Source organism: Cellulosimicrobium cellulans, from assembly GCF_016921195.1.
Classification (GTDB): domain Bacteria; phylum Actinomycetota; class Actinomycetes; order Actinomycetales; family Cellulomonadaceae; genus Cellulosimicrobium; species Cellulosimicrobium cellulans_F.
This window is the reverse complement of sequence record NZ_JAFGYF010000005.1, coordinates 223,226-248,323: the sequence shown is the minus strand read 5'-3', so window position 1 is coordinate 248,323 and position 25,098 is coordinate 223,226. Positions and strand designations below refer to the sequence as shown.

Genomic DNA, 25,098 nt, shown 5'->3' with positions numbered 1-25,098 from the left:
AGGAAGGGCACGCGTCGCACCGTCGGACCGGGTGCCACCTGACCCTGCGCCGTCCGTCCCGCAGCACTGCGACCATCGTCTCACCTGCTCCAATCCGGGTATTCAGGACAGCGCGATCCCCGTATCCTGGTCGGAGCACGGCGGGGCCGTGGCACGACCGCCGCGCCCGCCCTCCTCGGGAGGGGACGCCGCCCGGCGGCGGAGGCCGCGACGAACCAGCACCGGAGGTCATCGACGTGTCCGACGAGCGCACGCTCTTCCCCATCACGATGCGCGGGTACGACCGCGTCCAGGTCGAGGCCCAGCTCGCGAGGCTGGAGAAGGCCGTGGAGGACGCGCGGGCGCGCGTCGAGGCCGCGGACGCCCGCGCGATGCAGCTCACGAGCGAGCTCAACGACGCCCAGCGCCAGCTCCGCGAGGCGGAACGCCCCTCGTACGCCGGCCTCGGCTCCCGCATCGAGCAGCTCATGCGCTCCGCGGAGGAGCAGTCCGCGGACATCCTCTCGCAGGCCAACGCCCAGGCCGCCGACATCATGGCGCGCGCGAAGCTCTCGGCGGGCCAGGTGCGCTCGCGCGCGGAGAACGAGGTCGCCGAGCTCCTCAACAGCGCGCGGCTCGAGTCCGAGGAGATCCGCGCCACGAGCGCCTCGGAGGCCGAGGGCACGCTGCTCAACGCCCAGCGCCGGGCCGAGGAGTTCGTCGGGTCCGCCGAGCGCGAGGCCGCGCGCATCCAGAGCGCGATCGCCACCGAGGAGAGCGAGCGCCGGGCGTCGCTCGAGCGCGAGCTCGGGACGCTGAGGGCGACGGTGGAGCGCGAGACGACGGAGCTGCGCGTCACGACCGAGCGCGAGGCCGCCGAGCTGCGTGCCCGTGTGGCGGCGGAGACCGCCGCCCAGCGCGAGGCCGCCGAGCGCGAGGCCGCCGAGCTCCTGGAGAACGCGCGTCGCGAGGCGCAGCGCCAGGTCGACGAGGCGCAGCGCAAGGCGACCGAGGCCGCCAACGCGGTCACGTCGGAGATGGAGGAGCTGCGCGACAAGGCCCGCACCGCGCTCGCCGACGCCGAGCTCGAGGTCGTGCGTCGCCGCGAGGAGGCGGAGCGCGAGAACGCGGAGCGCCACGCCGCCGCCAAGGCCGAGACGGAGAAGCTCGTCTCCACGGCCGAGGAGCATGCGGCAGAGGCCGAGAAGCGCGTCGCGCGCGCGCTGGAGCAGGCCGAGAAGGTCCGCCGGGAGTCCGACGCGTACGTCAAGGACCTCATGTCGACGGCCCGTCGCAACGCCGACCAGATCGTCGCCGAGGCACGGGCGTTCGCGGAGCAGACGGTGAGCGACGCGAAGGCGGAGGCGGAGCAGCAGCGCACCGTCGCCCAGCGTCAGCTCGAGGACCTCACGCGCCAGCACGACTCGATCAACACCTACCTCGACGAGCTGCGGGGGCTCCTCGGCGGCGAGGCCGAGGCCGCGAAGGCTCCCGTCAAGAAGAAGGCGGCGGTGCCCGCGGGCACGCCCGCACAGCAGGCGCGGGCGGCGACGCTCATGACGGCCGAGTTCCCGGTCGTCGCCGAGGAGCCGACCCAGCAGGACGGGTCGGGCGCCTCGACGAAGCGGGGCTCCGCCGGTCAGGCGGACGCCGAGGCCGAGACCGACGCTCCCGCACCGGCCTGACCGGTGTCCTCCGCGGACCCCGCGGACCGCACCGGGTCCGCTGCCGACGACTGGCGTCGGCAGCGGACCGAGGCCGCGGCGCACCAGCAACGCGAGCTCGACCGCCGGCGCGCGCGGGAGAGCGCCGCGGCGCGCGCGCTCCTCGCCGAGTTCGTGGTGCGTGCTCGTGAGCGCGGCCTCGCGCCCGAGCCGCTGCGCGCCCGGTCGTTCGACGGCACGGCCACCTACCGGACCCCGCTCAAGGGCTGGTACCTGCGCCGCAACCGCAGCGTCGCCGTCGGCGAGGACGGGGAGTTCTACGTGCTCGGGGTGCCCGGCACCGTGCTGGGGCGGCTGCGCGGGGTGAGCGTCGAGCCGTCGGACCCGCCGCTGGTGCTGGGCAAGGGCGGCCGGGACGGCGAGTCGATCGACCTCGCCGACGCGCTCGCGCTCGTGCTCGACGGCCGCTGACGACGAGCGCGCCGCCGCCGGGCGGTCGGGTCAGACGGACGCGCGGGCGAGCAGGTCGGCGAGGGCGTCCGCCACCGCGTCCGGGTCCTCGACGGCGCTCATGTGCCCGGCACCGGGCACGAGGACCAGCTGCGCGGCGGGCGCGGCGTCCGCCATGTGCTCCGCCTCCGCCGTGGGCGTGATCGCGTCCTCCTCCCCGACGACCACGGCCACCGGGCCGGTGAACCCCTCGAGGACGTGGGTGCGGTCCGGGCGTGCCGCCATCGCGCGCTGCGACCACGCGACGCCGTCGGGACGCTGCCCGCGGATCCACTCCTCGAGCCGCGCGGTGAGGTGCTTGCGCGCCGCCTTGCTCGTCTCGCCGAGCATCACGCCCGGCATGCCGAGGACGGCGTCGACGGTCTGGGACCGCGTCACCTCGTCCGCGACTCGCAGCCGGTTGGCCCGTGCGTCGTCGGAGTCGGCGGTGGACTTCGTGTCCACGAGCCCGAGCCCGGCGACCAGGTCGGGCTGCCGCTCGGCGAGCGCGAGCGCGACGTAGCCGCCCATCGACAGCCCCGCCACGACGGCGCGCGTGATCCCCGCCGCGGTGAGCGCGGCGGCGGTGGCGTCGGCGGACGCCTCGATCGACGCCGGGTCGCCCGCCAGCGGGCTCGCACCGAGCCCCGGGAGGTCGACGGCGACGACGGTGGGCTCGCCCGGCAGCGCGGCCGCGACGTCGCCCCACATGCGGTGGTCCAGCGGGAAGCCGTGCAGCAGCACGAGCGGGGTCCCGTACCCCTCGCGCAGCGTGAAGGTCTCGAGCGGGGCCGTCGTCACGTCGTCCTCCTCAGGTCGTGCGTCCGTCGCCGTCAGGTCTCGTCCCACCGTCCCACGCCCGGGGCCGTCCCGCCGGGGGTGTCAGTCGTCGACGCCGTCCGACCGGCTCGCGTCGTAGCTCGCCTGGTCGGAGTCGGCGGTGTCGCGCTCGGCCGTCGCGGCCTCGTCCCCGTCGCCGGACCACTCGGTCGGCAGCGGCAGCGGGAACCCCGGGCGCACGTGGCCGACGATCTCGTCGAGCACCCGGCGCACCGACGACTCCCCCACCCACAGGTGCTTGGCACCGTCGACGCCGATCACCTCGGCGTTGCGCACGCGCGCGAAGCGTCGGCGCGCCTCGTCGGGGCGCAGGTAGTCGTCGAGCTCGGGGACGAGCACGACGAGCGGCTTGCCGAACGCGTCCCAGCGGTCGAGGTCCTCGTCCGTCGCGCGGTGCAGCGGCGGCGAGAGCAGGATCGCGCCCTCCACGGCCGGGTCGGTCCCGTGCTTGAGCGCGAGCTCCGTCCCGAACGACCACCCGACGAGCCAGCGGTGCGGCAGGTCGCGGAACTCCGCGAGCTCGATGGCCGCGGCGACGTCGAAGCGCTCGGCCTCGCCGCCGTCGAACGAGCCCTCGCTCGTGCCGCGCGGCGACGACGTCCCGCGCGTGTTGAACCGCAGCACCGCGAGGTCGGCGAGCGCGGGCAGGCGCCACGCCGCCTTCCGGTACACGTGGGAGTCCATGTACCCGCCGTGCGTCGGCAGCGGGTGCAGCGTGACGAGGGTCGCGACCGGGTCGCGGTCGGCGGGGAGCGCGAGCTCGCCGACGAGCGTCAGCCCGTCCGCGGTGTGCAGCTCGACGTCCTCGCGCCGCGCGGGCAGGACCGTCAGGGACCGGATAGGGGTCGGACCGGCCGGCGCGTCGGCTCCGGCGGGCGCGGGATCGGGTGCGGTGCTCATCGTGGTCGAGCCTAGTTCGTCCGCCACGGACCTCTAGCGAGGACGACGGCGCCCGCGCGCCTGCCAGCACGACGTGTGCCAGTGCCGGCGGTGGTCGAGCGCCGTCTCGGCGCCGAAGAACGAGTCCTCCTGCCACGCGACCACGTGGCCCGTGCCGGGCGGGATCTCCTGGTTGCAGCCCGGGCACAGGTACGTCTTGGAACCGCCGCGGACCGTGCGGACCTGCCACTCGCCGTCGGCCCCGGACTCGCGGCGCGCACCGCCGAGCACGCGGTCCAGGTCGAGGGGCGCGGGCTCCGCTCCCCAGGGTCGCTTGCGGGACGGTCGGCGGGACGGCATGCGCCCATTCTCCCCCGGCGGCTCGCGCACGGCCTCGTGCGAGGAAGCCCCGGACCTCCCAGCAGGTGTCCAGGTGGGACCGCTAGAGTGTCCGGGCCGGTGCTGCACCCGGCGCGCGGACGCGAGGCGGCCCCGACCCGGGACGCCGACGACCGCCGTCGTGCGGGTGCGGCCCAGACCCGACGGCCCTGCCGTCCCACCGACCCGAAGGACCCCCCTCGTGAAGCACCGCACCCTGCGCGGCGTCGCCGCGCTCACCCTGGGCGCCGCCCTCGTCCTCTCCGGCTGTTCGTCGGAGGGCGGGTCCGGCGACGAGACGTCGCCGAGCCCGTCCGCCTCCGACGGCGCGACCGACGGCGCGACGTCGTCGCCCGAGGACGTCGCGGTGCTCGAGGCCGTCACGGTCACGGGCGACCCCGGCAGCGAGCCGACCGTCGAGTTCGAGGCCCCGCTCGAGGTCTCCGGCGCGGCCGCGCTCTCGCTGAACGACGGCGACGGTGACGAGATCGCCAAGGGCCAGGAGGTCACGCTCCACCAGGCGGCGTACTCCGGCACGGACGGGTCGAAGCTCGGCTCGACCTGGGAGGACGACTCGGCGCAGCCGGTCGTCCTCGACGACCAGGTGTACCCGCAGCTGCTCGAGGCGCTGGTTGGCAAGAAGGTCGGCACGCGCTTCCTGTTCGCAGCGCCGGGGCAGGACGGTTCGGCCGTCCTCACGGTCGGCGAGGTCACGGCCGTCAAGGACGCCCCGGTCGCGCCCGACCCCGCGGACGTCCCGGACCGCGCAGAGGGCGAGGCCGTGACGCCCGCCGAGGGGCTGCCCGTCGTCACGCTCGACGACACGGGCAAGCCGTCGGTCGAGATCCCCGAGGGCTACACCGCGCCGACCGAGCTCGTCGTGCAGCCGCTCATCAAGGGCAGCGGCCCCGAGGTCACCGAGGACCAGACGGTCATCGCGCACTACACGGGCTGGAAGCTCGACGGCGAGCAGTTCGACTCGTCGTGGGACCGCGGTGAGCCCTCCACCTTCCCGCTGAGCGGCGTCGTCGCCGGCTGGACCCAGGGCCTGTCCGGCCAGACCGTCGGGAGCCAGGTGCTCCTCGTCATCCCGCCCTCGCTCGGCTACGGCGAGAAGAGCGACACGAACACGAACGAGCTCGCGGGCGAGACCCTCGTCTTCGTCGTGGACATCCTCGCGGCGTACTGACCCGGCACCGAGCCGACACCGCTCCACGGAGGGCCGCACCCCGACACGGGGTGCGGCCCTCTGTCGTCGCGGGTAGCGGGCCGGGTCGTGAGGCGCGGACCGCCGGGCCTTGGACTGGCAGAGCCCGCGCGTCGCGCGACGTACGCTCGATCCATGACGGACGCCTCCACGACCCCGGTCCCCTCCGTGCCCGACGACGCGTCGTCGCCCAGCTTCGCCGTCCCGCCGGAGCGCGAGGTGCTCACGTGGGAGACGTTCGGCGTCGCCGCGCGCGAGCTCGCCGAGCAGGTCGTGGCGAGCGGGTTCCGCCCCGAGGTCGTCATCGCGGTCGCCCGCGGCGGTCTCCTACCCGGCGGCGCGGTCGCGTACGCGCTCGGGACCAAAGGCGTCGGGACGCTCAACGTCGAGTTCTACACCGACATCGGCCAGACCCTCACCGACCCGCGCGTGCTCCCGCCGCTCATGGACACGTCCGACCTGCCGGGCGCGCACGTGCTCGTGGTCGACGACGTCGCGGACTCCGGGCGGACGCTCGCCCTGGTCATGGAGATGCTCAGCAACCACGGCGCCGAGGCGCGGTCCGCGGTGCTGTACACCAAGCCGCGCACCATCATCCAGCCGGACTACTCGTGGAAGGACACCGACCTCTGGATCACGTTCCCGTGGTCGGCCGACCCGCCGGTCGAGGGCGCGCAGTCCCGCCCGAACGACTGAGCCGCCGCCCGTCGACGGTCAGCGCGTCCGGAAGGGGGCCAGCGTCGCGCGGACGGCGTCCGCCGCGCCCCAGTCGGGCTCGAACTGCGCGACGACGGCCAGGTGCTGCCGGAGCTGGACGACGGGCATGCGCTCATGCCAGTCGTCGTCGAGGCCCGTGAGCTCCGCGTAGAGGCCGAAGAAGGCGTCGGCCTCGGGCGGGGGCGCGGTCGTCCACACGTGGGCGAGGTCGACCTCCGCCCACGTGTAGGAGACGGCCGGGTCGATGAGCGCCGGACGACCGTCGGCGGTCGCCATCACGTTCGACGCCCACAGGTCGCCGTGCGTCAGGCAGGCCGGACCTCCCGGCAGCACCTCCGGGAGCCGCGCGCACAGGCGCTCGAGCGCTGCGCGGTCCGCCGCACCGAGTGCGGCGTGGACCCGGGGTTCGTCGAGCCAGCGCAGCAGCCGGTGCTGCGCGAAGAACTCGAACCCGTCCTCCGTCCAGGTGTTCACCTGCCGACGGCGGCCGAGCCAGCCGTCCTGGTGCCACCCGAAGCGCTCGCTCCGCGTCGTGGTGTGCACGTGCGCGAGCGAGTGCGCGAGCTCCTCCCAGAAGTCCCGCGTCGACGGCCGCGGGGCGAGCGCCGACAGGACGAGGAGATCGGCGCCCGCGTGGACGACCTCAGGGGTCTCGACGCCGGCGGCGCGGAGAGCGGCCAGGCCCTCGGCCTCGACGGTGAAGACGTCGTCGCCTGGCGCGTCCGCGTCGAACGCCTTGACGAACAGCGGCTCGGCGTCGGTCCGCCGGGCCAGCCCGGCCGTCGCGGCGAGCCCGCCGCTCACCGGCTCGACGGAGGTCACGTCGTCGAGGCCCGCGGCGCGCAGCCGCTCCCTGAGCATGCGCATGCCGGGACTATGCCAGACGACGAGGGCCCGAACCCGCAGTTTTTTGCAGGTCGGGGCCCTCGGCGCGGGAACGGGTGACGGTCAGAAGTCCCAGTCGTCGTCCTCGGTGTTCACGGCCTTGCCGATGACGTACGACGAGCCCGACCCGGAGAAGAAGTCGTGGTTCTCGTCCGCGTTCGGCGACAGCGCCGAGAGGATCGCCGGGTTGACGTCCGTCTCGTCCTTGGGGAAGAGCGCCTCGTAGCCGAGGTTCATGAGCGCCTTGTTGGCGTTGTACCGCAGGAACTTCTTGACGTCCTCGGTGAGCCCGACGCCGTCGTAGAGGTCCTCCGTGTACTGCACCTCGTTGTCGTACAGCTCGAAGAGCAGCTCGAACGTGTACGCCTTGAGCTCGTCGCGCTCCTCGGGGCTGAGCTTCTCGAGGCCCTTCTGGAACTTGTAGCCGATGTAGTACCCGTGCACGGCCTCGTCACGGATGATGAGGCGGATGAGGTCGGCCGTGTTCGTCAGCTTGGCGCGCGACGACCAGTACATCGGCAGGTAGAAGCCGGAGTAGAAGAGGAACGACTCGAGCAGCGTGCTCGCGACCTTGCGCTTGAGCGGGGAGTCGCCCTTGTAGTACTCCATGACGATCTCGGCCTTGCGCTGGAGGTTCGGGTTCTCCTCCGACCAGCGGAACGCGTCGTCGATCTCGCGCGTGGAGCACAGCGTGGAGAAGATCGACGAGTAGCTCTTGGCGTGCACCGACTCCATGAACGCGATGTTGGTGTACACCGCCTCCTCGTGCGGCGTGATCGCGTCCGGGATGAGCGACACCGCGCCGACCGTGCCCTGGATCGTGTCGAGCAGCGTCAGGCCGGTGAACACGCGCATCGTGAGCTCCTGCTCCTGCGCGGTGAGCGTGTGCCACGACTGGATGTCGTTCGACACCGGCACCTTCTCGGGCAGCCAAAAGTTGCCGACGAGGCGGTCCCACACCTCGAGGTCCTTCTCGTCCTCGAGACGGTTCCAGTTGATCGCGCTCACGCGATCGATGAGCTTGAGCTTCCCCGTGGGCGACATCTGCCTTCTTCTCTCCTGCTGACCCCGGACCGACCGGGACGACTTCGTGGGACCGGACCCTGCGCCGTCGGCCACGCCTCTGCGGGAGGGTGGCCGACGGCGTCGGGCATCGAGGCAACGGACAGCTGCCTCAGGCGACTACAGCATGCAGCTGACGCAACCCTCGACCTCCGTGCCCTCCAGGGCCATCTGACGGAGGCGGATGTAGTAGAGCGTCTTGATGCCCTTGCGCCACGCGTAGATCTGCGCGCGGTTGACGTCGCGCGTCGTGACCGTGTCCTTGAAGAACAGCGTGAGGCTCAGGCCCTGGTCGACGTGCTGCGTCGCGGCGGCGTACGTGTCGATGATCTTCTCGTAGCCGATCTCGTACGCGTCCTCGTAGTACTCGAGGTTGTCGTTCGTCAGGTAGGGCGCCGGGTAGTAGACGCGCCCGATCTTGCCCTCCTTGCGGATCTCGATCTTCGACGGCACCGGGTGGATCGAGGACGTCGAGTTGTTGATGTAGGAGATCGAGCCGGTCGGCGGGACGGCCTGGAGGTTCTGGTTGTAGATCCCGTGCTCCATGACCGAGGCCTTGAGGGCCTTCCAGTCGTCCTGCGTCGGGATGTGCACGCCGGCGTCGGCGAAGAGCTGGCGCACGCGCTCCGTGGCGGGCTCCCACACCTGGTCGGTGTACTTGTCGAAGTACTCCCCCGACGCGTACTTCGAGTCCTCGAAGCCCCCGAACGCGCGCCCGCGCTCGATCGCCAGGCGGTTCGACGCCGCGATCGCGTGGTAGGCGACCGTGTAGAAGTAGATGTTCGTGAAGTCGATGCCCTCCTCGGACCCGTAGTGGATCCGCTCGCGCGCGAGGTAGCCGTGAAGGTTCATCTGGCCGAGGCCGATCGCGTGTCCCGCCTCGTTCGCGCGCTTGACCGACGGCACCGACTCGATGCTCGTCTGGTCCGAGACCGCGGTGAGCGCGCGGATCGCGGTGTCGATCGTCTTGGCGAAGTCCGGCGAGTCCATCGTCTTGGCGATGTTGAGCGACCCGAGGTTGCAGGAGATGTCGCGGCCGACGTGGTCGTAGGAGAGGTCCTCGTTGAAGGTCGACGGCGTCGAGACCTGGAGGATCTCCGAGCAGAGGTTCGAGTGGGTGATGCGGCCCTTGATCGGGTTCGCCCTGTTCACCGTGTCCTCGAACATGATGTACGGGTAGCCGGACTCGAACTGCAGCTCGGCGATCGTCTGGAAGAAGTCGCGCGCCTTGATCTTCGTCTTCCGGATGCGCGAGTCGTCGACCATCTCGTCGTACTTCTCGGTGACCGAGATGTCGGCGAACGGCTTGCCGTAGACGCGCTCGACGTCGTACGGCGAGAAGAGGTACATGTCCTCGTTCTTCTTGGCGAGCTCGAACGTGACGTCCGGGATCACGACGCCGAGCGACAGCGTCTTGATGCGGATCTTCTCGTCCGCGTTCTCGCGCTTGGTGTCGAGGAACCGCAGGATGTCCGGGTGGTGCGCGTGCAGGTACACCGCACCGGCGCCCTGGCGCGCGCCGAGCTGGTTCGCGTAGGAGAACGAGTCCTCGAGGAGCTTCATCACGGGGATGACGCCCGACGACTGGTTCTCGATGTGCTTGATGGGCGCGCCGTGCTCGCGGATGTTCGACAGGAGCAGGGCGACGCCGCCGCCGCGCTTGGAGAGCTGGAGCGCGGAGTTGATGCCGCGCGCGATGGACTCCATGTTGTCCTCGATGCGCAGCAGGAAGCACGACACGGGCTCACCGCGCTGCGCCTTGCCGACGTTGAGGAACGTCGGGGTCGCGGGTTGGAAGCGGCCCGAGATGACCTCCTCGACGATGTCGAGCGCGGCCTGCTCGTTGCCGTCCGCGAGACCGAGCGCGACCATGCACACGCGGTCCTCGAAACGCTCCAGGTACCGCTTCCCGTCGAACGTCTTGAGCGTGTACGACGTGTAGTACTTGAACGCGCCCAGGAACGTCTCGAAGCGGAACTTCTTGGAGTACGCGAACTCGAAGAGCGACTTGACGAACGCGCGGTCGTACTTCGCCAGCACGGCCGGGTCGTAGTACTTGTTCTCGACGAGGTAGTCGAGCTTCTCCTGCAGGTCGTGGAAGAACACCGTGTTCTGGTTGACGTGCTGGAGGAAGTACGCGCGCGCGGCCTCGCGGTCCTTGTCGAACTGGATCTCGCCGTTCGGGCCGTAGAGGTTCAGCATCGCGTTGAGCGCGTGGTAGTCGAGCTGGGTGCTGGCCAGCGGCACCTCGGTGACCGTGCCACCGCCTGCCACGCTCACGCCGGAATCCGTGACTGTCGTTGCCAAAATCGTCCCAATCCGTCGCGGACGCGTGCGGCGTCCTCGGCTGTTCCCAGGAGTTCGAAGGCGTACAGGTAGGGCACCTGGCACTTCGCGGAGATGATGTCGCCGGCGATGCAGTAGGCGTCGCCGAAGTTGGTGTTGCCCGCGGCGATGACGCCGCGGATCAACGACCGGTTGTGCACGTCGTTGAGGAACTTCACGACCTGGCGCGGGACGGCACCACCCTCGTTGCCGCCCCCGTAGGTCGGGACCATGAGCACGTACGGCTCCTCGACGCGCAGGAAGCCCTCGGTCGGACGCAGCGGGATGCGCTGCACGTCCATGCCGAGGGCCGGCAGGTCGAGCCGCTGGACGAACCGGTGCGTGTTCTCGCTGACGCTGGAGAAGTACACGAGCGACCCCACGGGGACGCACCTCCGTCCTGCCCTGCTCCGCCTGCTTCCGTACGTGGTCGGGGCGCCTGCGGCGCCCCGGGAAGGCCGGTCAGGCGACGACCGGCGAGACCTTCTGCGCGAGAGCGTTGATCTGGTCGGGACGGAACCCGGACCAGTGCTCGTCGCCGGCGACGACCACGGGCGCCTGCAGGTAGCCGAGCCCGCGCACGAGCTCGAGCGCCTCGGCGTCCTGGCTGATGTCCACCACGGTGTACTCGATGCCCTTCTTGTCCAGAGCGCGGTACGTCGCGTCGCACTGAACGCAAGCCGGCTTGCTGTAGACCGTGACGCTCATAAGGTGACTCCTCGTCTCTCGCGCTCTGTCCGGGAACGGTCCTCGGGGAGGGAGACACGTCTCTGACCTCGAAGGACACCCGTGGAACTACGTCTGTGTGATTCGCCAGAAGGCCTCCGGCCCCCTGGGTGTGCAACCACTATACCTAGTGGTCGACACCGTGCCACCGCACTAGATGTCGTGGTCGAACTTCACCCTGGCGGGTGTGCTAGGGGCCATGGATCCATGGTCCCAGGCACCTCTGACACTCCCTCGGGACGCTCGTCCACAGCCCGTCGTCCACCGCCCGGACGGCCCGGGAACGGCGTGTTCGCGCGGGCCGCACGACACCGTCCACAGGGTGGGGACGACGTCGGTCCACACCCTGTGCGGACCGCCGCGCGCCGCGCGAAGGCGGCCACCCGGCGTCGGGCACAACGCGCGGACAGCCGGGCGAACCGGTTCAATCCGGGCACGACGCGCGCCGAACTCGTCGGCGTGTCGCGTTCCCTGGGCGTGTCGCACGCTGAACCACGCACGTGCGACAAACGTCACCTCTGAACGCAGGCCCGACTGCCACCTCTCGACCACGAACCAGGGTTCTACCTCGGCCTACCAGGGTTCTACCTCGGCGGGTCAGAAGCACGACGAAGCCCGCCCGGAGCGAACCCCGGACGGGCCTTCGGCGGGGAACGGCTCAGGCGGTCTCGTCGACCCCGGGCAGGACGTTCGACGTCGCGAGCCGGCGGTACCAGTGCGCCGAGTCCTTCCACGTGCGCTCGAGCGTGTCGTAGTCGACCCGGATGATGCCGAACCGGCGGTCGTAGCCGTAGCCCCACTCGAAGTTGTCGAGCAGCGACCACGCGAAGTAGCCGCGCACGTCGGCGCCCGCGTCGATCGCGGCACCCACGGCGTCGACGTGGTCGTGCAGGTACGCCACGCGCCGGTCGTCGTGCACGCGGGCGGTCCCGTCGGCGTCGACCGTGACCTCGTCGGCGAACGCGGCGCCGTTCTCGGTGACCATCATCGGCTGGTGCGGGTAGGTCTTCGCGATGGACACGAGCAGCTCGGTCATGCCGGCCGGCTCGATGTTCCAGCCCATCGCGGTGTACGGGCCGGGCTGCTGGACGAACTCGACGTCGTCGACGCCGATCCACGGGCTGTGCTTCGACGCGCCGTGGCCGTCGTTCTCGGCCCGCTCGCCCTCGCCGGAGAAGTGGCGCACGCGCACGGTCGAGTAGTAGTTGACCCCGAGGATGGACAACGGCTGGCGCACGGTCTCGAGGTCGCCCTCGCGCACGAACGACCAGTCGCTCACGTGCGCGGTGTCGGCGAGCAGGTCGGCGGGGTACTCGCCGTCGAGGATCGGGCCGAGGAACGCCCGGTTGGCGAGCGCGTCGATCGTGCGCACGGCGTCGAGGTCCGCGGCCGACGACGGGTCGTCGGGGCGGATGACGTGCAGGTTGAGCGTGACGGACGTCCTCGCGTCCTCGCCGAGCTCGTCGCGGATCGCCTGGACGGCGAGCCCGTGCGCGAGGTTGAGGTGGTGCACGGCCGCGAGCGCCGCGGCGGGCTCGGTGCGGCCGGGCGCGTGCACGCCGGAGCCGTAGCCGAGGTAGGCGGAGCACCACGGCTCGTTGAGCGTCGTCCACGTGTCGATCCGGTCGCCGAGCTCGCGCGCCATGTGGCGGGCGTACTCCGCGAACGCGTACGCGGTGTCGCGGTTGGCCCAGCCTCCCGCGTCCTCGAGCTCCTGCGGGAGGTCCCAGTGGTAGAGCGTGACGACGGGCTTGACGCCCTTCTCCAGGAGAGCGTCGACGAGGCGTGAGTAGAACGCGACGCCCTCGGGGTTGAGCGGGCCGGTGCCGCCCGGCTGGACGCGCGACCACGAGATCGAGAACCGGTACGCACCGAGGCCGAGGTCGGCGATGTGCTGCACGTCCTCCTGCCACCGGTGGTAGTGGTCGTCGGCGACGTCGCCCGTGTCCCCGTTGAGCGTGCGGCCGGGGGTGTGGGAGTAGGTGTCCCAGATGGACGGCGTGCGTCCGCCCTCGGCGGCGGCGCCCTCGATCTGGTAGGCGGCGGTGGCAGAGCCCCAGAGGAAGTCGGTCGGGAACGTCCGGCGGCCCGACGGCGCGGGCGCGGCCTGCGTCTCGACGGCGTCGGGGGCGGTGGTGTCGGTGGTCACGAGGGTCCTCGCTGCTCGGTCGTCGGACGACGCGGTCCGCGACGGGTGGTCGGTGGTGCTCGTGCGTCTCGGTGGGTGCGAGCAGAGCACGAGCGGGAAGTGCAGGGGCGAGCATGCCATGGGAGCGCTTCCATGACATGCTCGCCCAGGATACGCCGTCAGCCGAGGTCGACCGTCACGCTCGCCGCGCCGCGGGCCTCGGCCGTCGCGGAGCCGGCCCGCACGGACCACGCCGCCACGGCGTCGTCGGACGAGACGGTGAGCGTCGCGCCCGACCGGCGCACGCGGAACGTGGCCCCGGCCGCGCCGTCCGCCGGCGGGACGACCACGAGCTCGTCGTACCCGTCGGGCAGCTCGAACGCGTGCAGCGTCACGCCGTCGGCCCAGTCGTAGTCCGGCCGGTCCGTGCGGGCGCCGATCGGGAGGACGGTGCCCGGGCGCACGAGCACCGGGAGCGAGTCGAACCCGTGGGTCTCGGTGACCCAGCGCGGGCCGGTCACGGTCTCGCTCAGGGCGGGGCCGTCGTCGGGCTGGACCAGGCGCGTCCAGGTGCCCTCGGGCACGTAGTACTCGACGCGGCCGTCCGCGCGGAAGACCGGCGCGACGAGCAGGGCGTCGCCCAGCAGGTACTGCGTGTCCGCGGTGAACCCGGCGCGGTCGTGCGGGAGCTCGAGCACGAGCGGTCGCATCATCGGCACGCCGTCGGTGTGCGCCTCCTCGGCCACCCGGCCCAGGTACGGCATGAGCGACAGCTTGAGGTGCGTGAACTTGCGCGTGACATCGACGGCCTCGTCGTCGAACGCCCACGGGACGCGCACGGAGCCGGAGCCGTGCAGGCGCGAGTGCGACGACAGAAGCCCGAACGCCGTCCAGCGCTTGAACACCCCCGGGTCGGGCGTGCCCTCGAAGCCGCCCATGTCGTGGCTCCAGTAGCCGAACCCGGACATCGACATCGACAGTCCGCCGCGCAGCGACTCGGCCATCGACGCGTACGTCGAGTCGCAGTCGCCGCCCCAGTGCACGGGGAACTGCTGGCCGCCCGCCGTCGCGGACCGCGCGAACAGCACCGCCTCGCCCTCGCCGCGCTTGCGCTCGAGCAGCCGGAAGACCGCCTCGTTGTAGAGCTGGGCGTAGTAGTTGTGCATCTTCTTCGGGTCGGACCCGTCGTGCCACGCGATGCCGTCGACGGGGATCCGCTCGCCGAAGTCGGTCTTGAAGCAGTCGACGCCCTGGTCGAGCAGCCCCTCGAGCTTGCCCACGTACCACGCGGTCGCGTCGGGGTTGGTGAAGTCCACCAGGCCCATGCCCGCCTGCCACAGGTCCCACTGCCACACGGACCCGTCCTCGCGCTTGACGAGGAAGCCCTGCTCCGCGGCCTCCGCGAAGAGCGGCGAGCGCTGCGCGACGTACGGGTTGATCCACACGCACACTTTGAGCCCGCGGTCGTGCAGACGCCGGAGCATGCCCTCGGGGTCGGGGAACGTGCGCGGGTCCCACTCGAAGTCGACCCACTGGTACTCGCGCATCCAGAAGCAGTCGAAGTGGAACACCGACAGCGGCAGGTCGCGCTCGGCCATACCGTCGATGAACCCGTTCACCGTCTGCTCGTCGTAGCTCGTCGTGAACGACGTGGTGAGCCACAGCCCGAACGACCACGCCGGGACGCGCGCGGGGCGGCCGGTGAGCGCGGTGTACCGGCGCAGCACGTCCTTGGGCGTCGGGCCCTGGATGACCAGGTACTCCAGCGCCTGGCCCTCGACGGAGAACTGGACACGCGTGTTCACCTCGGACGCGACCTCGAACGACACCCTTTCCGGGTGGTCGACGAACACGCCGTAGCCCTTGGTCGTCAGGTAGAGCGGGACCGACTTGTACGCCTGCTCGCTCGACGTGCCGCCGTCCTCGTTCCAGATGTCGACGACCTGGCCGTTCTTGACGAACGGGCCGAACCGCTCCCCCAGACCGTAGACGAGCTCGCCCGGCTCCAGCGCGAGCTGCTCGTGCGTCCACGCGCCGCCGTCGTCCGACGTGACGTGCCCCACCGACTTCGGCAGCGAGGAGGTCAGCACCTCGCCGTCCGCCTCGAAGTCGACGCGCCACCGGTCGCCCCGGTGCACGCGCACGGCGAGGTCCTGGGACCGCAGGACGGCGACGTCGTCGTGCACCTCGACCTCGGGCCGGAACCCGGGCTCGCCGGTCACCTGGAACGCCGGGCCGCGGCGCACCACGCCCTGGTGGTGCTCGACGCGCACGCGGATCACGCCGGGCGCGGGAGAGGAGTAGGTCGTCGTGAGCATCGGACGGTTGAGCGTGTCGCCCCGACCGCGGATCTTCGCCGTCGGCGCGTACACGGTGAGCGTGCCGGCCGCCTCGTCCGCGCGGACGTCGTCGACCTCGACCGCGTAGAGCGGGTGCATGCCGGGCCGGACCTGCCAGTACCCGTCGGTGAACTTCATGGGTGGTGCTTCCTTCGTCGGTGCGTATCGGAGTCTCGGGGGCCGCCCCGGGGCCTGGGCCCCGGGGCGGCGCGGCGTCACGCCGCGGGGCTCACTTCACGGCGCCGGCGGTCACGCCGCGCGTGAGGGTGCGCTGGAAGATGAGGAAGAAGATCAGCGCGGGGACCAGCGAGACGAGCGCGCCCGCGTTGGTCGTCGGGGCGTCCATCATCCGGTCGCCCTGGAGCGACGCGAGGGCGATGGGGATCGTCTGGGTGTCGTTGGTCGTCAGCATGACCAGCGGGATGAAGAACTCGTTCCACGTCCAGATGAAGAAGAAGATCATGAGGACGCCGAGCGTGGGCTTGACGATCGGGTAGACGACCTGCCACAGGATGCGCCAGCGCCCGGCGCCGTCGAGCTGGGCGGCCTCGAGCAGCGCGGGCGGGAACGTCCCGAGCACGGACGCGAGCAGGTACGTGCCGAACGCCGCCTGGATGACGGTGAAGATGATGATGATCGACCACTGCGAGTTCGACAGGCCCACCTTCTGCGCCATGTCGAACAGCGGGTAGATGAGCGCCTCCTGCGGCAGCATGTTGGCCACGAGGAAGAGCGTGACGATCCACAGGCGGCCCTTGATGCGGCCGACGCCGATCGCATAGGCGCTGAGCAGCGACAGGAGCGTCCCGAACACGGCGACGAGCGCCGAGATGAAGACGGAGTTCCAGAGCTTCTGCGGGAAGTTCGTCCGTGTCCAGAAGTTCTGCACGCCCTCGACGTAGAGCTCCTTCGGGATGCTCAGCGGACCGTCCTGGGAGTACTCGGCCGGCGACTTGAACGCGTTGAGCACCATGATGACGAACGGCGACAGCATGAGCAGCGCGACGAGGACCGCAGCGGCGAGCACGAACCAGCGACCGACGCCGTGCCGGTAGCGCTCGTCCTGGCGCGTGGCCCGCAGCGGACGGCGCGCCCCGGACGACGACGCGGGCACCGCCGGCGTGCTGCCCGCGGTCGGGGTGGTGGTGACGGTGGACATCAGCGGCCCTCCTGCTCACGACGCTCGGCGCGGCTCTGCAGCGCGAGGATCACGACGGCGACGACGATGATGACGAGGGTGAGCACGGTCGCCACCGCGGCGCCGTAGCCGACCTTCGACTTGTCGAAGAAGTTCAGGTACGAGTAGTAGCTCGGGACGAGCGTCGAGCTCTCGGGCCCGCCGCGCGTGAGCACGTAGATGGGACCGAACACCTTCAGCGCGGCGACCGTGCACGTGAGCGTGACGACGAACGTCTCGGGGCGGATCTGCGGGATCGTGATGGCCCGGAAGCGCCGCCACCAGCCCGCGCCGTCGAGCTCGGCGGCCTCGTAGAGCTCGGGATCCACGCGCTGGAGCGCGGACATGAAGATGACGACGGGGTAGCCGATCTGCACCCAGATGAGCACGAGCATGACGCTCGGCAGCGCCGTCGTCGTGTCGCCGAGCCAGTTGGGCGGGTTCTCGATGCCGATCCCGCGCAGGATCACGTTGAGCGCGCCGGTCTGGGAGTTGAGGATCCAGTTCCACAGCACGCCGGCGACGGCGACCGGCAGGATCTGCGGCAGGTAGTAGGTCGCGCGCAGGAACGCCGCGACGCGGGGGCCGAAGCGCCGGCCGAGGTAGTCGAACAGCACGGCCGCGAGGACGAGGCCGATGAGGGTCGGCGCGACGACCATCGCGAGGATCATCGCGATCGAGTTCTGGAACGAGGTCCAGAACGCCGAGTCGTGCATGAGGTCGGCGTAGTTGCCCAGCCCGTACCAGCGCATCGGCGCCATGCCGCCGCGCCACTTGAACAGGCTGTAGTAGACGTTCATCACGAACGGGTAGCCGATCACGACGACGAACGCCACCGCGCCGGGCAGGAGGTAGGGCAGGTACGGGAGCCAGGCGGGCCGGCGACGGCGGCGGCGTGCCGCGGTCTCGCGCGACGCCTCGCGCGCGGGCCCGGCCTCGGGCACGGTGTCGGTGCGGGTGGTCATGACGGTCTCTTTCGCGGGAGGTCCTCGGGTGGGGTGGCGGGCCGGCCGGGGCGATCCTGGGATCCGCCCCGGCCGGCCGGGTGCGTGCGTCCGCTCAGCTGTCGAGCAGGTCCGCCTTGCCGTCCACGTACGCGGACTCGAGGCCGTCGAGCACCTCCGTCGGCGACTTCGACTGGTTGATGAGCGACTGGAGCTCGCTGACGATCACGTCGTAGTAGCCGGGCACGGGCCAGTCGGGGTAGAACGCGAGGCCGTCGTCGTCGAGGATCGCCTGGAAGTTCTCGGTGAGCTGCTGCGTGCGCTCGTCCGTGATGACGGACGCGTCACCGGCGACGGGCAGGCCGCCCTTCTCCGCGAGGATGTTCTGCACCTCGGGACGCAGGGTGATGTCGATGAACTCCTCGGCCAGGTCGGGCGAGTCCGCGTTCGCGGGGACGACCCAGAGGTTGCCGGACGAGCCGACCTGGAGCGTGTTGCCCGGGAAGTTGAACTGGCCCCAGTCGGCGTCCATCTCCTCGACGATGCGGCCGAACCACCACGAGCCGGAGACCATCATCGGGTAGGTGCCGTTGATGAACGAGACGCCCATGTCCTCGGCGGTGAGCGCCGCGGAGTCGGACGCGACGTAGCCGGACTTGATCCAGGAGTCGAGCTTCTCGGTCGCCTGCGTCATCTCCGGGCCGTGGAAGTCCGGGTCGCCGTCGAACAGCTGGTACTGGTCGATGAAGTCGCGGTCCGAGCCCGCGAGCACGAGCTCGTACCAGAGCTGGCCCATGGGGTACTCGGCGCCGGCCTCGGCGAGCGGGGTCACGCCCTGGTCCTTGAAGGCCTGCATGACGGTCTCGAGCTCCTCGAGCGTCGTCGGCACCTCCAGCCCGTACTGGGCGAACATGTCCTTGTTGTAGTAGACCTGCACGAACTCGCCGTAGTTCGGGACGCCGTACCACTCGCCCGAGCCCATGAGGCCCTGGTCGTCGTAGGTCGCGGTGGTCTGGAGCGAGCCGCTGAGCTTCTCGTCCCAGCCGCGCTCGGTCGCCGCGTCCGTGAGCGGGGTCAGCAGGCCCTGCGCGGCGAGCTGGCCGGCGGTCGCGTTGCCCTTGTTGTACTCCATGACGTCGGGCACGTCGTCGCCGGTGAGGACGATCTTGGCGTTCTTCTGGATCTGCTCGAACGTCTGCTTCTCGACGACGACGTCGACGTCCGGGTTCTCCTCCTCGAAGATCTCGATCGCCTTGGCCCACGCCTGGCCCATGGCGGAGTCCTCGTTCTCGTAGTGCCAGATCGTCAGGGTCTGGTCGTCGGACCCCCCGCTGCCGCCGGAGCCCCCGCACGCCGCCAGGGCGAGTGGGAGCGCTGCCACGGCAGCGACGAGCGAGATCTTCCGGGATCGCAGCATGTGCGTGTCCTCCTCATCGAGTTCCGGCGCTGGAGCCGGAGGCTGACCGGGCCCAGGGCCCGGCCGGTCGGTTCAGCGAGCCGCGGGCTCGCGGTCGTCGTCGTCCGGGGCCCGGCCGGCCGCGGGGGCGACGCTGCTGCCGGGCTCGAGGACGCACGGGATGAGCACGTTCGGCGTGCTCGGACGGGAGCCGTCCACGAGGGACAGCAGCTTCTGCACGCCCAGGCGGCCGAGCTCGGCCCCGGGCGCGTGCATGGTGGTCAGCGGCGGGTTGCTCATCTCCCCGACGCCGGGGGACGTGACGATCGACAGGATCGAGACGTCGGTGGGGATCGCGACGCCGCGCTGCTGCAGCTCGGCGACGACGCCGAACGTCGCGATCTCGTTCATGGTGACGAAGGCCGTCAGGCGCGGCTCCCGCTCGAGCAGCGTCGCGACGGCGTCGCGGCCCGCGCGGGGGGACTCGTCGACGCGCAGCGCGATCGGCTCGAGCCCGCGGCGGCGCATGGCCGCCTCGAAGCCCTCCTCGGCGCGGAACGTCGGCGCGTAGCCGTCGTCCGCCGTCGCCTGCGAGTGGTTCACGAGGGCGACGTGCCGGTGCCCGAGGTCCACGAGGTGCTGGACCGCGTCGTCCGTCGTGCGCTCGAAGTCGATGTCGACCGACGGCCGGTCGGAGACGTCGCGCGTCCGGCCGATCATCGTGTACGGGACCCCGGCCTCGTCGAGCACGTCGACGCGGTCGTCGTCGAGCGCGACCTCCATGAGCAGGACGCCGTCCGCCATCCCCTGCCGCACGAGGTCGCGGACCTCCGGGGCCTGGGTCGTGCGGAAGGGCCACAGCACGAGGTGGTAGCCGTTCTCGCGCGCCGTCTCCGCGGCGGACGAGACGAACTCGGCGACCGTGCCGCCGAGGCCCTTCTCCATCGCGGGGTAGATCAGCGCCAGCACATGGCTGCGCCGCGACGCGAGCCCGCGGGCCATCGCGTTCGGCTGGTAGCCGAGCTCGGCCATGGCGTCCTCGATACGACGGCGCGTGGCCTCGGAGACGGGACGGGTCCCGGACAGGGCGTAGGAGACCGTGCTCAACGAGACCTGCGCGCGTCGCGCCACGTCCTGCATCGTCGCCATCGTCACCACTCCCCTGTGGTCGGTCCGTCGCCTCGTCCGTCGAAGCGTTTCGTCGAAACGCATCGTCGAAGCGCTTCGCTGTTACGAGTATTGGATGAACAAAAGGCGAGAGTCAAGCCCACGGCGCAAGACCGCGCTCTCCGATCGGAGGCACCCGCCCTGATCTGCGACGACGTCGCGGCCGATCCGTCGGCCGCCGAGCCGCCGAACCCGGGGATATCGGCGGGTTCGGCCGACGGATCGCCCGCAACCCCGGGTTCGGCGGCGGGGTCGTGCCGCGTCAGGCCGTGAGGTCGACCCGTTCGCCCTCGCGCACGACCTCGCGCACGCGCAGATCGGCGTCCGTGACGACGACGTCGGCGCGGCGGCCAGCGACGAGGCCCCCGCGGTCGTCCAGGCCGAGGATGCCCGCCGGGGTCCAGGAGGCCGCGCGGACCGCGTCGACGAGCGGCACGCCGGCCTCGACCGTCTCACGCACGACGTCGATCAGGTGGTACGTGCCCCCCGCGATGGCGCCGCCCTCGGTGAGCCGTGCGACGCCGTGCGCGACGGTGACGCGCATCGGCCCGAGCTCGTACGCGCCGTCGGCCATGCCCGCCGCGGCCATCGCGTCGGTGACGAGCGCGACGGCGTCCGGCCCGGCGACCACGCCGTCGGCCCCGACGTGCGACCCGACGAGCTCGACGACGCTGCGGATCGTGCCGTGCGCGAGGTGCGTGCCGTCGGCCACGAGCTCGACGACGAGCTCGCCGCGCGCGGCCGCCGCAAGGCACGCGGCGATGGGGCCGGGCTCGCGGTGGTGCAGCGGGCGCATGCCGTTGAACAGATGGGTCGCGGTCAGCCGCGCCTCGGGGCGCCCCGCGGCCGCGAGCGCCGCGACGCCCGCAGCGATCGCCGCCTCGGTCTGCTCGGTGCTCGCGTCGGTGTGCCCGATCGACGGGATCGCCCCGACCTCGACGAGCGTCTCGATCACTCCCCCGGCGCCGACGACGCCCGGCACCTCGGGTGCGACCGTCATGGTCCTCAGGTACCCGCGCGCCGCGGTCGCGATCGCGCGGACGAGCCCGGGGTCGCCCTCGAGCATGTCGTGCGGGTTCTGCGCGCCGCACCGGACCTCGGAGAGGAACGGGCCCTCGAGGTGGATGCCGACGATCTCCCCCGCGTCGGCGAGGTCCGCGAGGTTCGCGGTGCGCTCGAGCAGGACGTCGCGCGGCGCGGTGACGAGCGAGGCGACGAGGCTGGTCGTGCCGTGGCGCAGGTGCTCGCGCGCGGCGACGCGCGCCTCGTCGAGGCTCGTCGCGTCCGGGAAGCTCGCGCCGCCGCCGCCGTGGTCGTGCACGTCGACGAGGCCGGGGAGGACGGTCGCCCCGTCGCCGGCGGGCACGTCGGTGTACCCCGCCGCCGCGGCGTCCGCCCGGGCGCCCACCCACGCGACGAGCCCGTCCCGCACGGCCACGACGCCGTCGTCGAGCACTCCCGTGGGGGTGACGACGCGGCCCACGAGGACTCGTGCGGTACCGGGCTGCTGGGCGGGACGAGAGCTGCGGGCGTCGGTCATGCGCCCATTCTGGCGCACTTCGTACACCTGACGTGCAAACTCGTCCCACGCTGGACGCGCGGGGGTCGGGAGGCGAGACGTCAGCGGTCGCGCGACGCGAGCAGCCGCTTCGCGCCCCGGCCCAGGTGCAGGGCGAAGAGCCGCTGGAACGCCGGCACGGCGAACGCGAGCGGGCGCACCCACCACAGCACCGGGCGGCTGAACACGTCGATGCTCCACCACAGGTCGCCCGCGTCGTCGCGCTCGACGGCGAAGCGCTCCTCCCCCACGAACGCGTGCCCGGGCAGGGTCCCGTACGCGAACGCGACCCGGCGCGAGGACCGCTCGACCCACACGACCTCGCACGGCTCGTGGAGCCGCAGGCGCCCCACTCCGAGGAGGGTCGTGACGCGCGCGCCCGCCTCCGCGACCGGGGCGTCGGTCTCGAGCCGCACGCGCGCCGCGGCGTGCACGCGCCACGTGAGGAGCTGCTCGCCGAGCCACGCGAGGTCGTCGGGCGTCCGGGGCCGGTCGGTGAGCCGCCGGCGCACGTGCAGGTACCGGTACCCCGCGGGCCGGTCGTCGCTCCGGGTCGCACCGACCTCCGGGTAGGTGAACGTCATGCCGCACTCCCCTCCGGGGCCCGCCCGGGCCCGCGTGTCGTGTCCTGTCCTGCGTCGCGGTGCGCCGCGTCCGCGCCCGCCGCCTCGTGCGGGAACGCCGGCGGGGCTGCGAGGACCCGCAGCCCGAGGAGCGCGCAGAGCACGAATCCGAGCGCGTTCGTGACGCCGTGCGTCGCCGCCATGGCGTCAAGGCCCGGGTGCGCGAACCCGAGCGCCTCGCCCGCGGCCCACCAGAGCGCGAGCAGCATCGACAGCCCGACGACGACCGCACCCGTGCCGAGCAGCGCGCGGGCGCCCGCCGTGCTCGCCGGGCTGCTCTCAGGAGCAGCCGGGCGCCCGTCGTCTGCCAGGTGCGCCGGGCCGACGGGTCGCGCGAGCGAGCGGACCGCCGCGACCGCGGTCGCCCACAGGGCGAGCGTGAGCACTCCCGCGCCGACGAGCTCGGCCACGTCGCCGACGAAGTAGCCGGCGAGCACGAGCACGGTCCCGACCGGCACGCCCCACGCGCCAGCGACCGCGAGCCGGTCGGCGCCGGCGAGGCGCGCGACCGTGCCGGCGATCAGCGCGGCGCCGAACCCGGCGTAGAGCATGTGCGGGACCGTGAGCGCGAGGTACGTCCCGGAAAACCCGAGAAGCCCCCACCCGGCGCGCTCGGCGACCAGCGCGCTCGCCCCGACCACCGGCATGACCAGCGCGGTCACGCTCGCCGCGCGCGAGGCCAGGGCCGCCGGGGCGGACCGTCCGGCGCGCACGTCGCGCACCGTGCGCACCGTCAGACGCGCGCCGGCGAGGGCGAGCACCGCCGTCGCCACGGCGAAGACGAGCGCGAGGAGGGCGGACGCCGTACCGCGCGGGACGACGAGGCTCGCCGCCCCGGCGAGCCCGGCGAGGGGCCACGCGGCACGGCGCGGCGCGGGGACGACGTCGGGCCCGAGGAGGCGGAGGCCGAGCGGCAGGACCACGACCATGCCGAGGACCACGAGCGCCGAGACGAGGACCGCACCCGCGGGGCTCACGCGTCCCCCTGTGCTGCCGTCTCGCGCTCGCGAGGGCCCTCGTCCGAGGCCGCCGTGGCGGGGTGGACCGAGCGCACGAGCCGCAGGACGTCGTCGACCACGCCGCGCGCGACCGGCAGCCGCGCGAGCCGGACGAGGCTGCCGACGAGGGCCGCCCCGCCGTCGACGAGCCGGCGGGTGCGCGCGAACCCGGGCGAGGTGTCGTGGACCCAGTAGAGCGTGATGCCGAGCTGGGCGAGCCACAGCAGTTCGGGCAGCTGGGCGCGCAGGCGCGCAGGGACCCGGGTCGACGCCCCGGCGACGACGTCGTCGAAGAGGGCGCGGGAGAGGTCGCGCGACCCGGCAGAGGCCGCGGAGAAGGGGCTCGCGTCCGAGCCGGGCCGGATCGCGACGGAGACGAACTCGCCGCCGAACGCGTGGAAGGGCGCGAACGCGTCGACCGACGCCCCCCAGACGCCGCGCAGCCGGTCGGTGAGCGAGCCGCCCGCGGCGAGGACGGGCGCGGCGCGTTCGGCGTGCTCGCGCTGCACCTCGAGGTAGAGCTCCTGGACGAGCGCGTCCTTGGACGGGAAGTGGTAGTACGCGTTCCCCGTGCTCACGCCGGCCTCGGCGGCGACGGCGCGCATGGTCGTGCGCTCGTACCCGACGTCGCGCAGCATCCGGACCGCGATGTCGCGCAGGTGCGCGCGGGTGCGCTCGGACTTCGGCGTCGCGCTCATGCACCCCACCAGATTTTGAACATGTTCAAAAAATAGCACGTGCCGATCCTGTCGCCGCCAGCCAGGCGGCGTGGACGTGCCGCTCACCTGCCGAGCCTGCGGTCCTGACCCGGCGAGCATGCGGTTGTGGCCCGTCCCGGCGTCGGGACGGGCCACAACCGCATGTTCGGCCGCAGGTGGGAGGGCCGGCGTCAGAAGAGGCGGGAGTCCACGTCGTCGACGCCGCGCATCGCGTCGTAGTCGAGCACGAGGCAGCCGATGCCCCGGTCCGTCGCGAGCACGCGCGCCTGCGGCTTGATCTCCTGCGCGGCGAACACGCCGCGCACGGGGGCCAGGAGCGGGTCGCGGTTGAGCAGCTCGAGGTAGCGCGTGAGCTGCTCGACCCCGTCGATGTCGCCCCGGCGCTTGATCTCGACGGCGACCGTCGCGCCGCTCGCGTCCTTGGCGAGGATGTCCACGGGGCCGATCGCGGTCGGGTACTCGCGGCGCACGAGCGTGTGCCCCGAGCCGAGGAGCTCGATCTGCGCGGCGAGCATCTCCTGGAGGTGCGCCTCGACGCCGTCCTTGACGAGGCCCGGGTCGACGCCCAGCTCGTGCGAGCTGTCGTGCTGGACCTCGTGGAGCTCGATCTCGAGGCGATCGTCGCTCTTGGCGTGCTGCACGGCCCAGACCTCGGTCACGCCGCGCTCGCGCGCCTCCTCCGACGGCTCGCGGACCGCGAGCGAGCACGGAGGGCTCATCCAGTTGAGGGGCTTGTACGAGCCGCCGTCGGAGTGCAGCAGCACGCTCCCGTCGGCCTTCACGATGAGCACGCGCGTCGCGAGCGGCAGGTGGGCCGAGAGACGGCCGGTGTAACGGGCGGAGCAGCGGGCGACGACGAGACGCATGAGGGCAGGTCCTCCGGGGTCGGGATGGGGCG

23 protein-coding genes are annotated in these 25,098 nt (G+C 72.1%); 4 read left to right on the top strand and 19 right to left on the bottom strand.

What is annotated here, in order from left to right; all coding sequences use genetic code 11:
• Positions 1–236 precede the first annotated feature (236 nt).
• Both JN535_RS12955 and JN535_RS12950 read left to right on the top strand, forming a co-directional pair.
• A complete protein-coding gene (locus JN535_RS12955; RefSeq protein ID WP_307868678.1) occupies positions 237–1,664 on the top strand; it encodes a hypothetical protein in 1,428 nt (475 codons plus the stop codon).
• Between the two features lie 3 nt (positions 1,665–1,667).
• Entirely contained in the window at positions 1,668–2,114 is a 447-nt protein-coding gene (locus JN535_RS12950) for a hypothetical protein (RefSeq protein ID WP_205205945.1), read from the top strand.
• Positions 2,115–2,144: 30 nt separating this feature from the next.
• On the opposite strand, the gene JN535_RS12945 is transcribed toward JN535_RS12950, so the two are convergent.
• From JN535_RS12945 to JN535_RS12935, 3 genes are all read right to left on the bottom strand, one after another.
• Entirely contained in the window at positions 2,145–2,933 is a 789-nt protein-coding gene (locus JN535_RS12945; RefSeq protein ID WP_205205944.1) for an alpha/beta fold hydrolase, read from the bottom strand.
• Positions 2,934–3,014: 81 nt separating this feature from the next.
• Positions 3,015–3,872, bottom strand: coding sequence for an alpha/beta hydrolase (locus tag JN535_RS12940; protein WP_240201071.1), 858 nt, complete (start codon positions 3,870–3,872; stop codon positions 3,015–3,017).
• Positions 3,873–3,905: 33 nt separating this feature from the next.
• Entirely contained in the window at positions 3,906–4,211 is a 306-nt protein-coding gene (locus JN535_RS12935) for a hypothetical protein (protein ID WP_205205943.1), read from the bottom strand.
• 220 nt (positions 4,212–4,431) lie between these two features.
• Here JN535_RS12935 and JN535_RS12930 point away from each other — a divergent pair, with 220 nt between their 5' ends.
• Positions 4,432–5,418 carry an FKBP-type peptidyl-prolyl cis-trans isomerase gene (locus tag JN535_RS12930; RefSeq protein WP_205205942.1) on the top strand — a complete coding sequence of 329 codons (987 nt, stop codon included), beginning with the start codon at positions 4,432–4,434 and terminating at the stop codon, positions 5,416–5,418.
• A gap of 153 nt (positions 5,419–5,571) precedes the next feature.
• Positions 5,572–6,132, top strand: coding sequence for a phosphoribosyltransferase (locus JN535_RS12925; RefSeq protein WP_205205941.1), 561 nt, complete (start codon positions 5,572–5,574; stop codon positions 6,130–6,132).
• A gap of 18 nt (positions 6,133–6,150) precedes the next feature.
• Here the strand turns inward: JN535_RS12925 and JN535_RS12920 are convergent, their stop codons facing one another.
• From JN535_RS12920 to nucS, 16 genes are all read right to left on the bottom strand, one after another.
• Complete coding sequence (locus JN535_RS12920; RefSeq protein ID WP_205205940.1) at positions 6,151–7,020, bottom strand: fructosamine kinase family protein; 870 nt, start codon at positions 7,018–7,020, stop codon at positions 6,151–6,153.
• Between the two features lie 81 nt (positions 7,021–7,101).
• Complete coding sequence (gene nrdF / locus JN535_RS12915; protein ID WP_205205939.1) at positions 7,102–8,082, bottom strand: class 1b ribonucleoside-diphosphate reductase subunit beta; 981 nt, start codon at positions 8,080–8,082, stop codon at positions 7,102–7,104.
• Between the two features lie 138 nt (positions 8,083–8,220).
• Positions 8,221–10,380: a class 1b ribonucleoside-diphosphate reductase subunit alpha gene (gene nrdE / locus JN535_RS12910; RefSeq protein ID WP_445082669.1), complete on the bottom strand. Its 2,160-nt coding sequence runs from the start codon at positions 10,378–10,380 to the stop codon at positions 8,221–8,223.
• Positions 10,377–10,808: a class Ib ribonucleoside-diphosphate reductase assembly flavoprotein NrdI gene (gene nrdI, locus JN535_RS12905; protein ID WP_205205938.1), complete on the bottom strand. Its 432-nt coding sequence runs from the start codon at positions 10,806–10,808 to the stop codon at positions 10,377–10,379. Before nrdI ends, nrdE begins: the two co-directional genes overlap by 4 nt.
• Before the next feature lie 79 nt (positions 10,809–10,887).
• The gene (gene nrdH, locus JN535_RS12900; RefSeq protein ID WP_205205937.1) at positions 10,888–11,133 is read right to left on the bottom strand and encodes a glutaredoxin-like protein NrdH; all 246 of its coding nucleotides are present in this window, start codon (positions 11,131–11,133) and stop codon (positions 10,888–10,890) included.
• A gap of 676 nt (positions 11,134–11,809) precedes the next feature.
• Entirely contained in the window at positions 11,810–13,300 is a 1,491-nt protein-coding gene (locus JN535_RS12895) for a GH1 family beta-glucosidase (protein ID WP_205205936.1), read from the bottom strand.
• Positions 13,301–13,458: 158 nt separating this feature from the next.
• A complete protein-coding gene (gene yicI / locus JN535_RS12890) occupies positions 13,459–15,756 on the bottom strand; it encodes an alpha-xylosidase (RefSeq protein ID WP_205205935.1) in 2,298 nt (765 codons plus the stop codon).
• 91 nt (positions 15,757–15,847) lie between these two features.
• Entirely contained in the window at positions 15,848–16,777 is a 930-nt protein-coding gene (locus tag JN535_RS12885) for a carbohydrate ABC transporter permease (RefSeq protein WP_205205934.1), read from the bottom strand.
• Positions 16,777–17,760, bottom strand: a complete 984-nt coding sequence (locus tag JN535_RS12880; RefSeq protein WP_205205933.1) for a carbohydrate ABC transporter permease — start codon at positions 17,758–17,760, stop codon at positions 16,777–16,779. Before JN535_RS12880 ends, JN535_RS12885 begins: the two co-directional genes overlap by 1 nt.
• 94 nt (positions 17,761–17,854) lie before the next feature.
• A complete protein-coding gene (locus JN535_RS12875; protein ID WP_205205932.1) occupies positions 17,855–19,156 on the bottom strand; it encodes an ABC transporter substrate-binding protein in 1,302 nt (433 codons plus the stop codon).
• Between the two features lie 72 nt (positions 19,157–19,228).
• A complete protein-coding gene (locus JN535_RS12870; RefSeq protein ID WP_205205931.1) occupies positions 19,229–20,284 on the bottom strand; it encodes a LacI family DNA-binding transcriptional regulator in 1,056 nt (351 codons plus the stop codon).
• A gap of 280 nt (positions 20,285–20,564) precedes the next feature.
• Positions 20,565–21,842: an N-acetylglucosamine-6-phosphate deacetylase gene (locus tag JN535_RS12865; RefSeq protein WP_205205930.1), complete on the bottom strand. Its 1,278-nt coding sequence runs from the start codon at positions 21,840–21,842 to the stop codon at positions 20,565–20,567.
• A gap of 80 nt (positions 21,843–21,922) precedes the next feature.
• Positions 21,923–22,444: a DUF1990 family protein gene (locus JN535_RS12860; RefSeq protein ID WP_205205929.1), complete on the bottom strand. Its 522-nt coding sequence runs from the start codon at positions 22,442–22,444 to the stop codon at positions 21,923–21,925.
• Entirely contained in the window at positions 22,441–23,460 is a 1,020-nt protein-coding gene (locus JN535_RS12855) for a YndJ family transporter (protein WP_307868677.1), read from the bottom strand. Before JN535_RS12855 ends, JN535_RS12860 begins: the two co-directional genes overlap by 4 nt.
• A complete protein-coding gene (locus JN535_RS12850) occupies positions 23,457–24,179 on the bottom strand; it encodes a TetR/AcrR family transcriptional regulator (RefSeq protein ID WP_205205928.1) in 723 nt (240 codons plus the stop codon). Before JN535_RS12850 ends, JN535_RS12855 begins: the two co-directional genes overlap by 4 nt.
• Positions 24,180–24,370: 191 nt before the next feature.
• A complete protein-coding gene (gene nucS / locus JN535_RS12845; protein WP_205205927.1) occupies positions 24,371–25,066 on the bottom strand; it encodes an endonuclease NucS in 696 nt (231 codons plus the stop codon).
• Between the last annotated feature and the right edge of the window lie 32 nt (positions 25,067–25,098).

Coding starts and splice junctions, on each gene's coding strand:
- JN535_RS12940 (WP_240201071.1), bottom strand. CDS start 3,872: ATGAGCACCGCACCCGATCCCGCGCCCGCCGGAGCCGACGCGCCGGCC.
- JN535_RS12935 (WP_205205943.1), bottom strand. CDS start 4,211: ATGCCGTCCCGCCGACCGTCCCGCAAGCGACCCTGGGGAGCGGAGCCC.
- JN535_RS12925 (WP_205205941.1), top strand. CDS start 5,572: ATGACGGACGCCTCCACGACCCCGGTCCCCTCCGTGCCCGACGACGCG.
- JN535_RS12920 (WP_205205940.1), bottom strand. CDS start 7,020: ATGCGCATGCTCAGGGAGCGGCTGCGCGCCGCGGGCCTCGACGACGTG.
- nrdF (WP_205205939.1), bottom strand. CDS start 8,082: ATGTCGCCCACGGGGAAGCTCAAGCTCATCGATCGCGTGAGCGCGATC.
- nrdH (WP_205205937.1), bottom strand. CDS start 11,133: ATGAGCGTCACGGTCTACAGCAAGCCGGCTTGCGTTCAGTGCGACGCG.
- yicI (WP_205205935.1), bottom strand. CDS start 15,756: ATGAAGTTCACCGACGGGTACTGGCAGGTCCGGCCCGGCATGCACCCG.
- JN535_RS12885 (WP_205205934.1), bottom strand. CDS start 16,777: ATGTCCACCGTCACCACCACCCCGACCGCGGGCAGCACGCCGGCGGTG.
- JN535_RS12880 (WP_205205933.1), bottom strand. CDS start 17,760: ATGACCACCCGCACCGACACCGTGCCCGAGGCCGGGCCCGCGCGCGAG.
- JN535_RS12875 (WP_205205932.1), bottom strand. CDS start 19,156: ATGCTGCGATCCCGGAAGATCTCGCTCGTCGCTGCCGTGGCAGCGCTC.
- JN535_RS12870 (WP_205205931.1), bottom strand. CDS start 20,284: ATGGCGACGATGCAGGACGTGGCGCGACGCGCGCAGGTCTCGTTGAGC.
- JN535_RS12865 (WP_205205930.1), bottom strand. CDS start 21,842: ATGACCGACGCCCGCAGCTCTCGTCCCGCCCAGCAGCCCGGTACCGCA.
- JN535_RS12860 (WP_205205929.1), bottom strand. CDS start 22,444: ATGACGTTCACCTACCCGGAGGTCGGTGCGACCCGGAGCGACGACCGG.
- JN535_RS12850 (WP_205205928.1), bottom strand. CDS start 24,179: ATGAGCGCGACGCCGAAGTCCGAGCGCACCCGCGCGCACCTGCGCGAC.
- nucS (WP_205205927.1), bottom strand. CDS start 25,066: ATGCGTCTCGTCGTCGCCCGCTGCTCCGCCCGTTACACCGGCCGTCTC.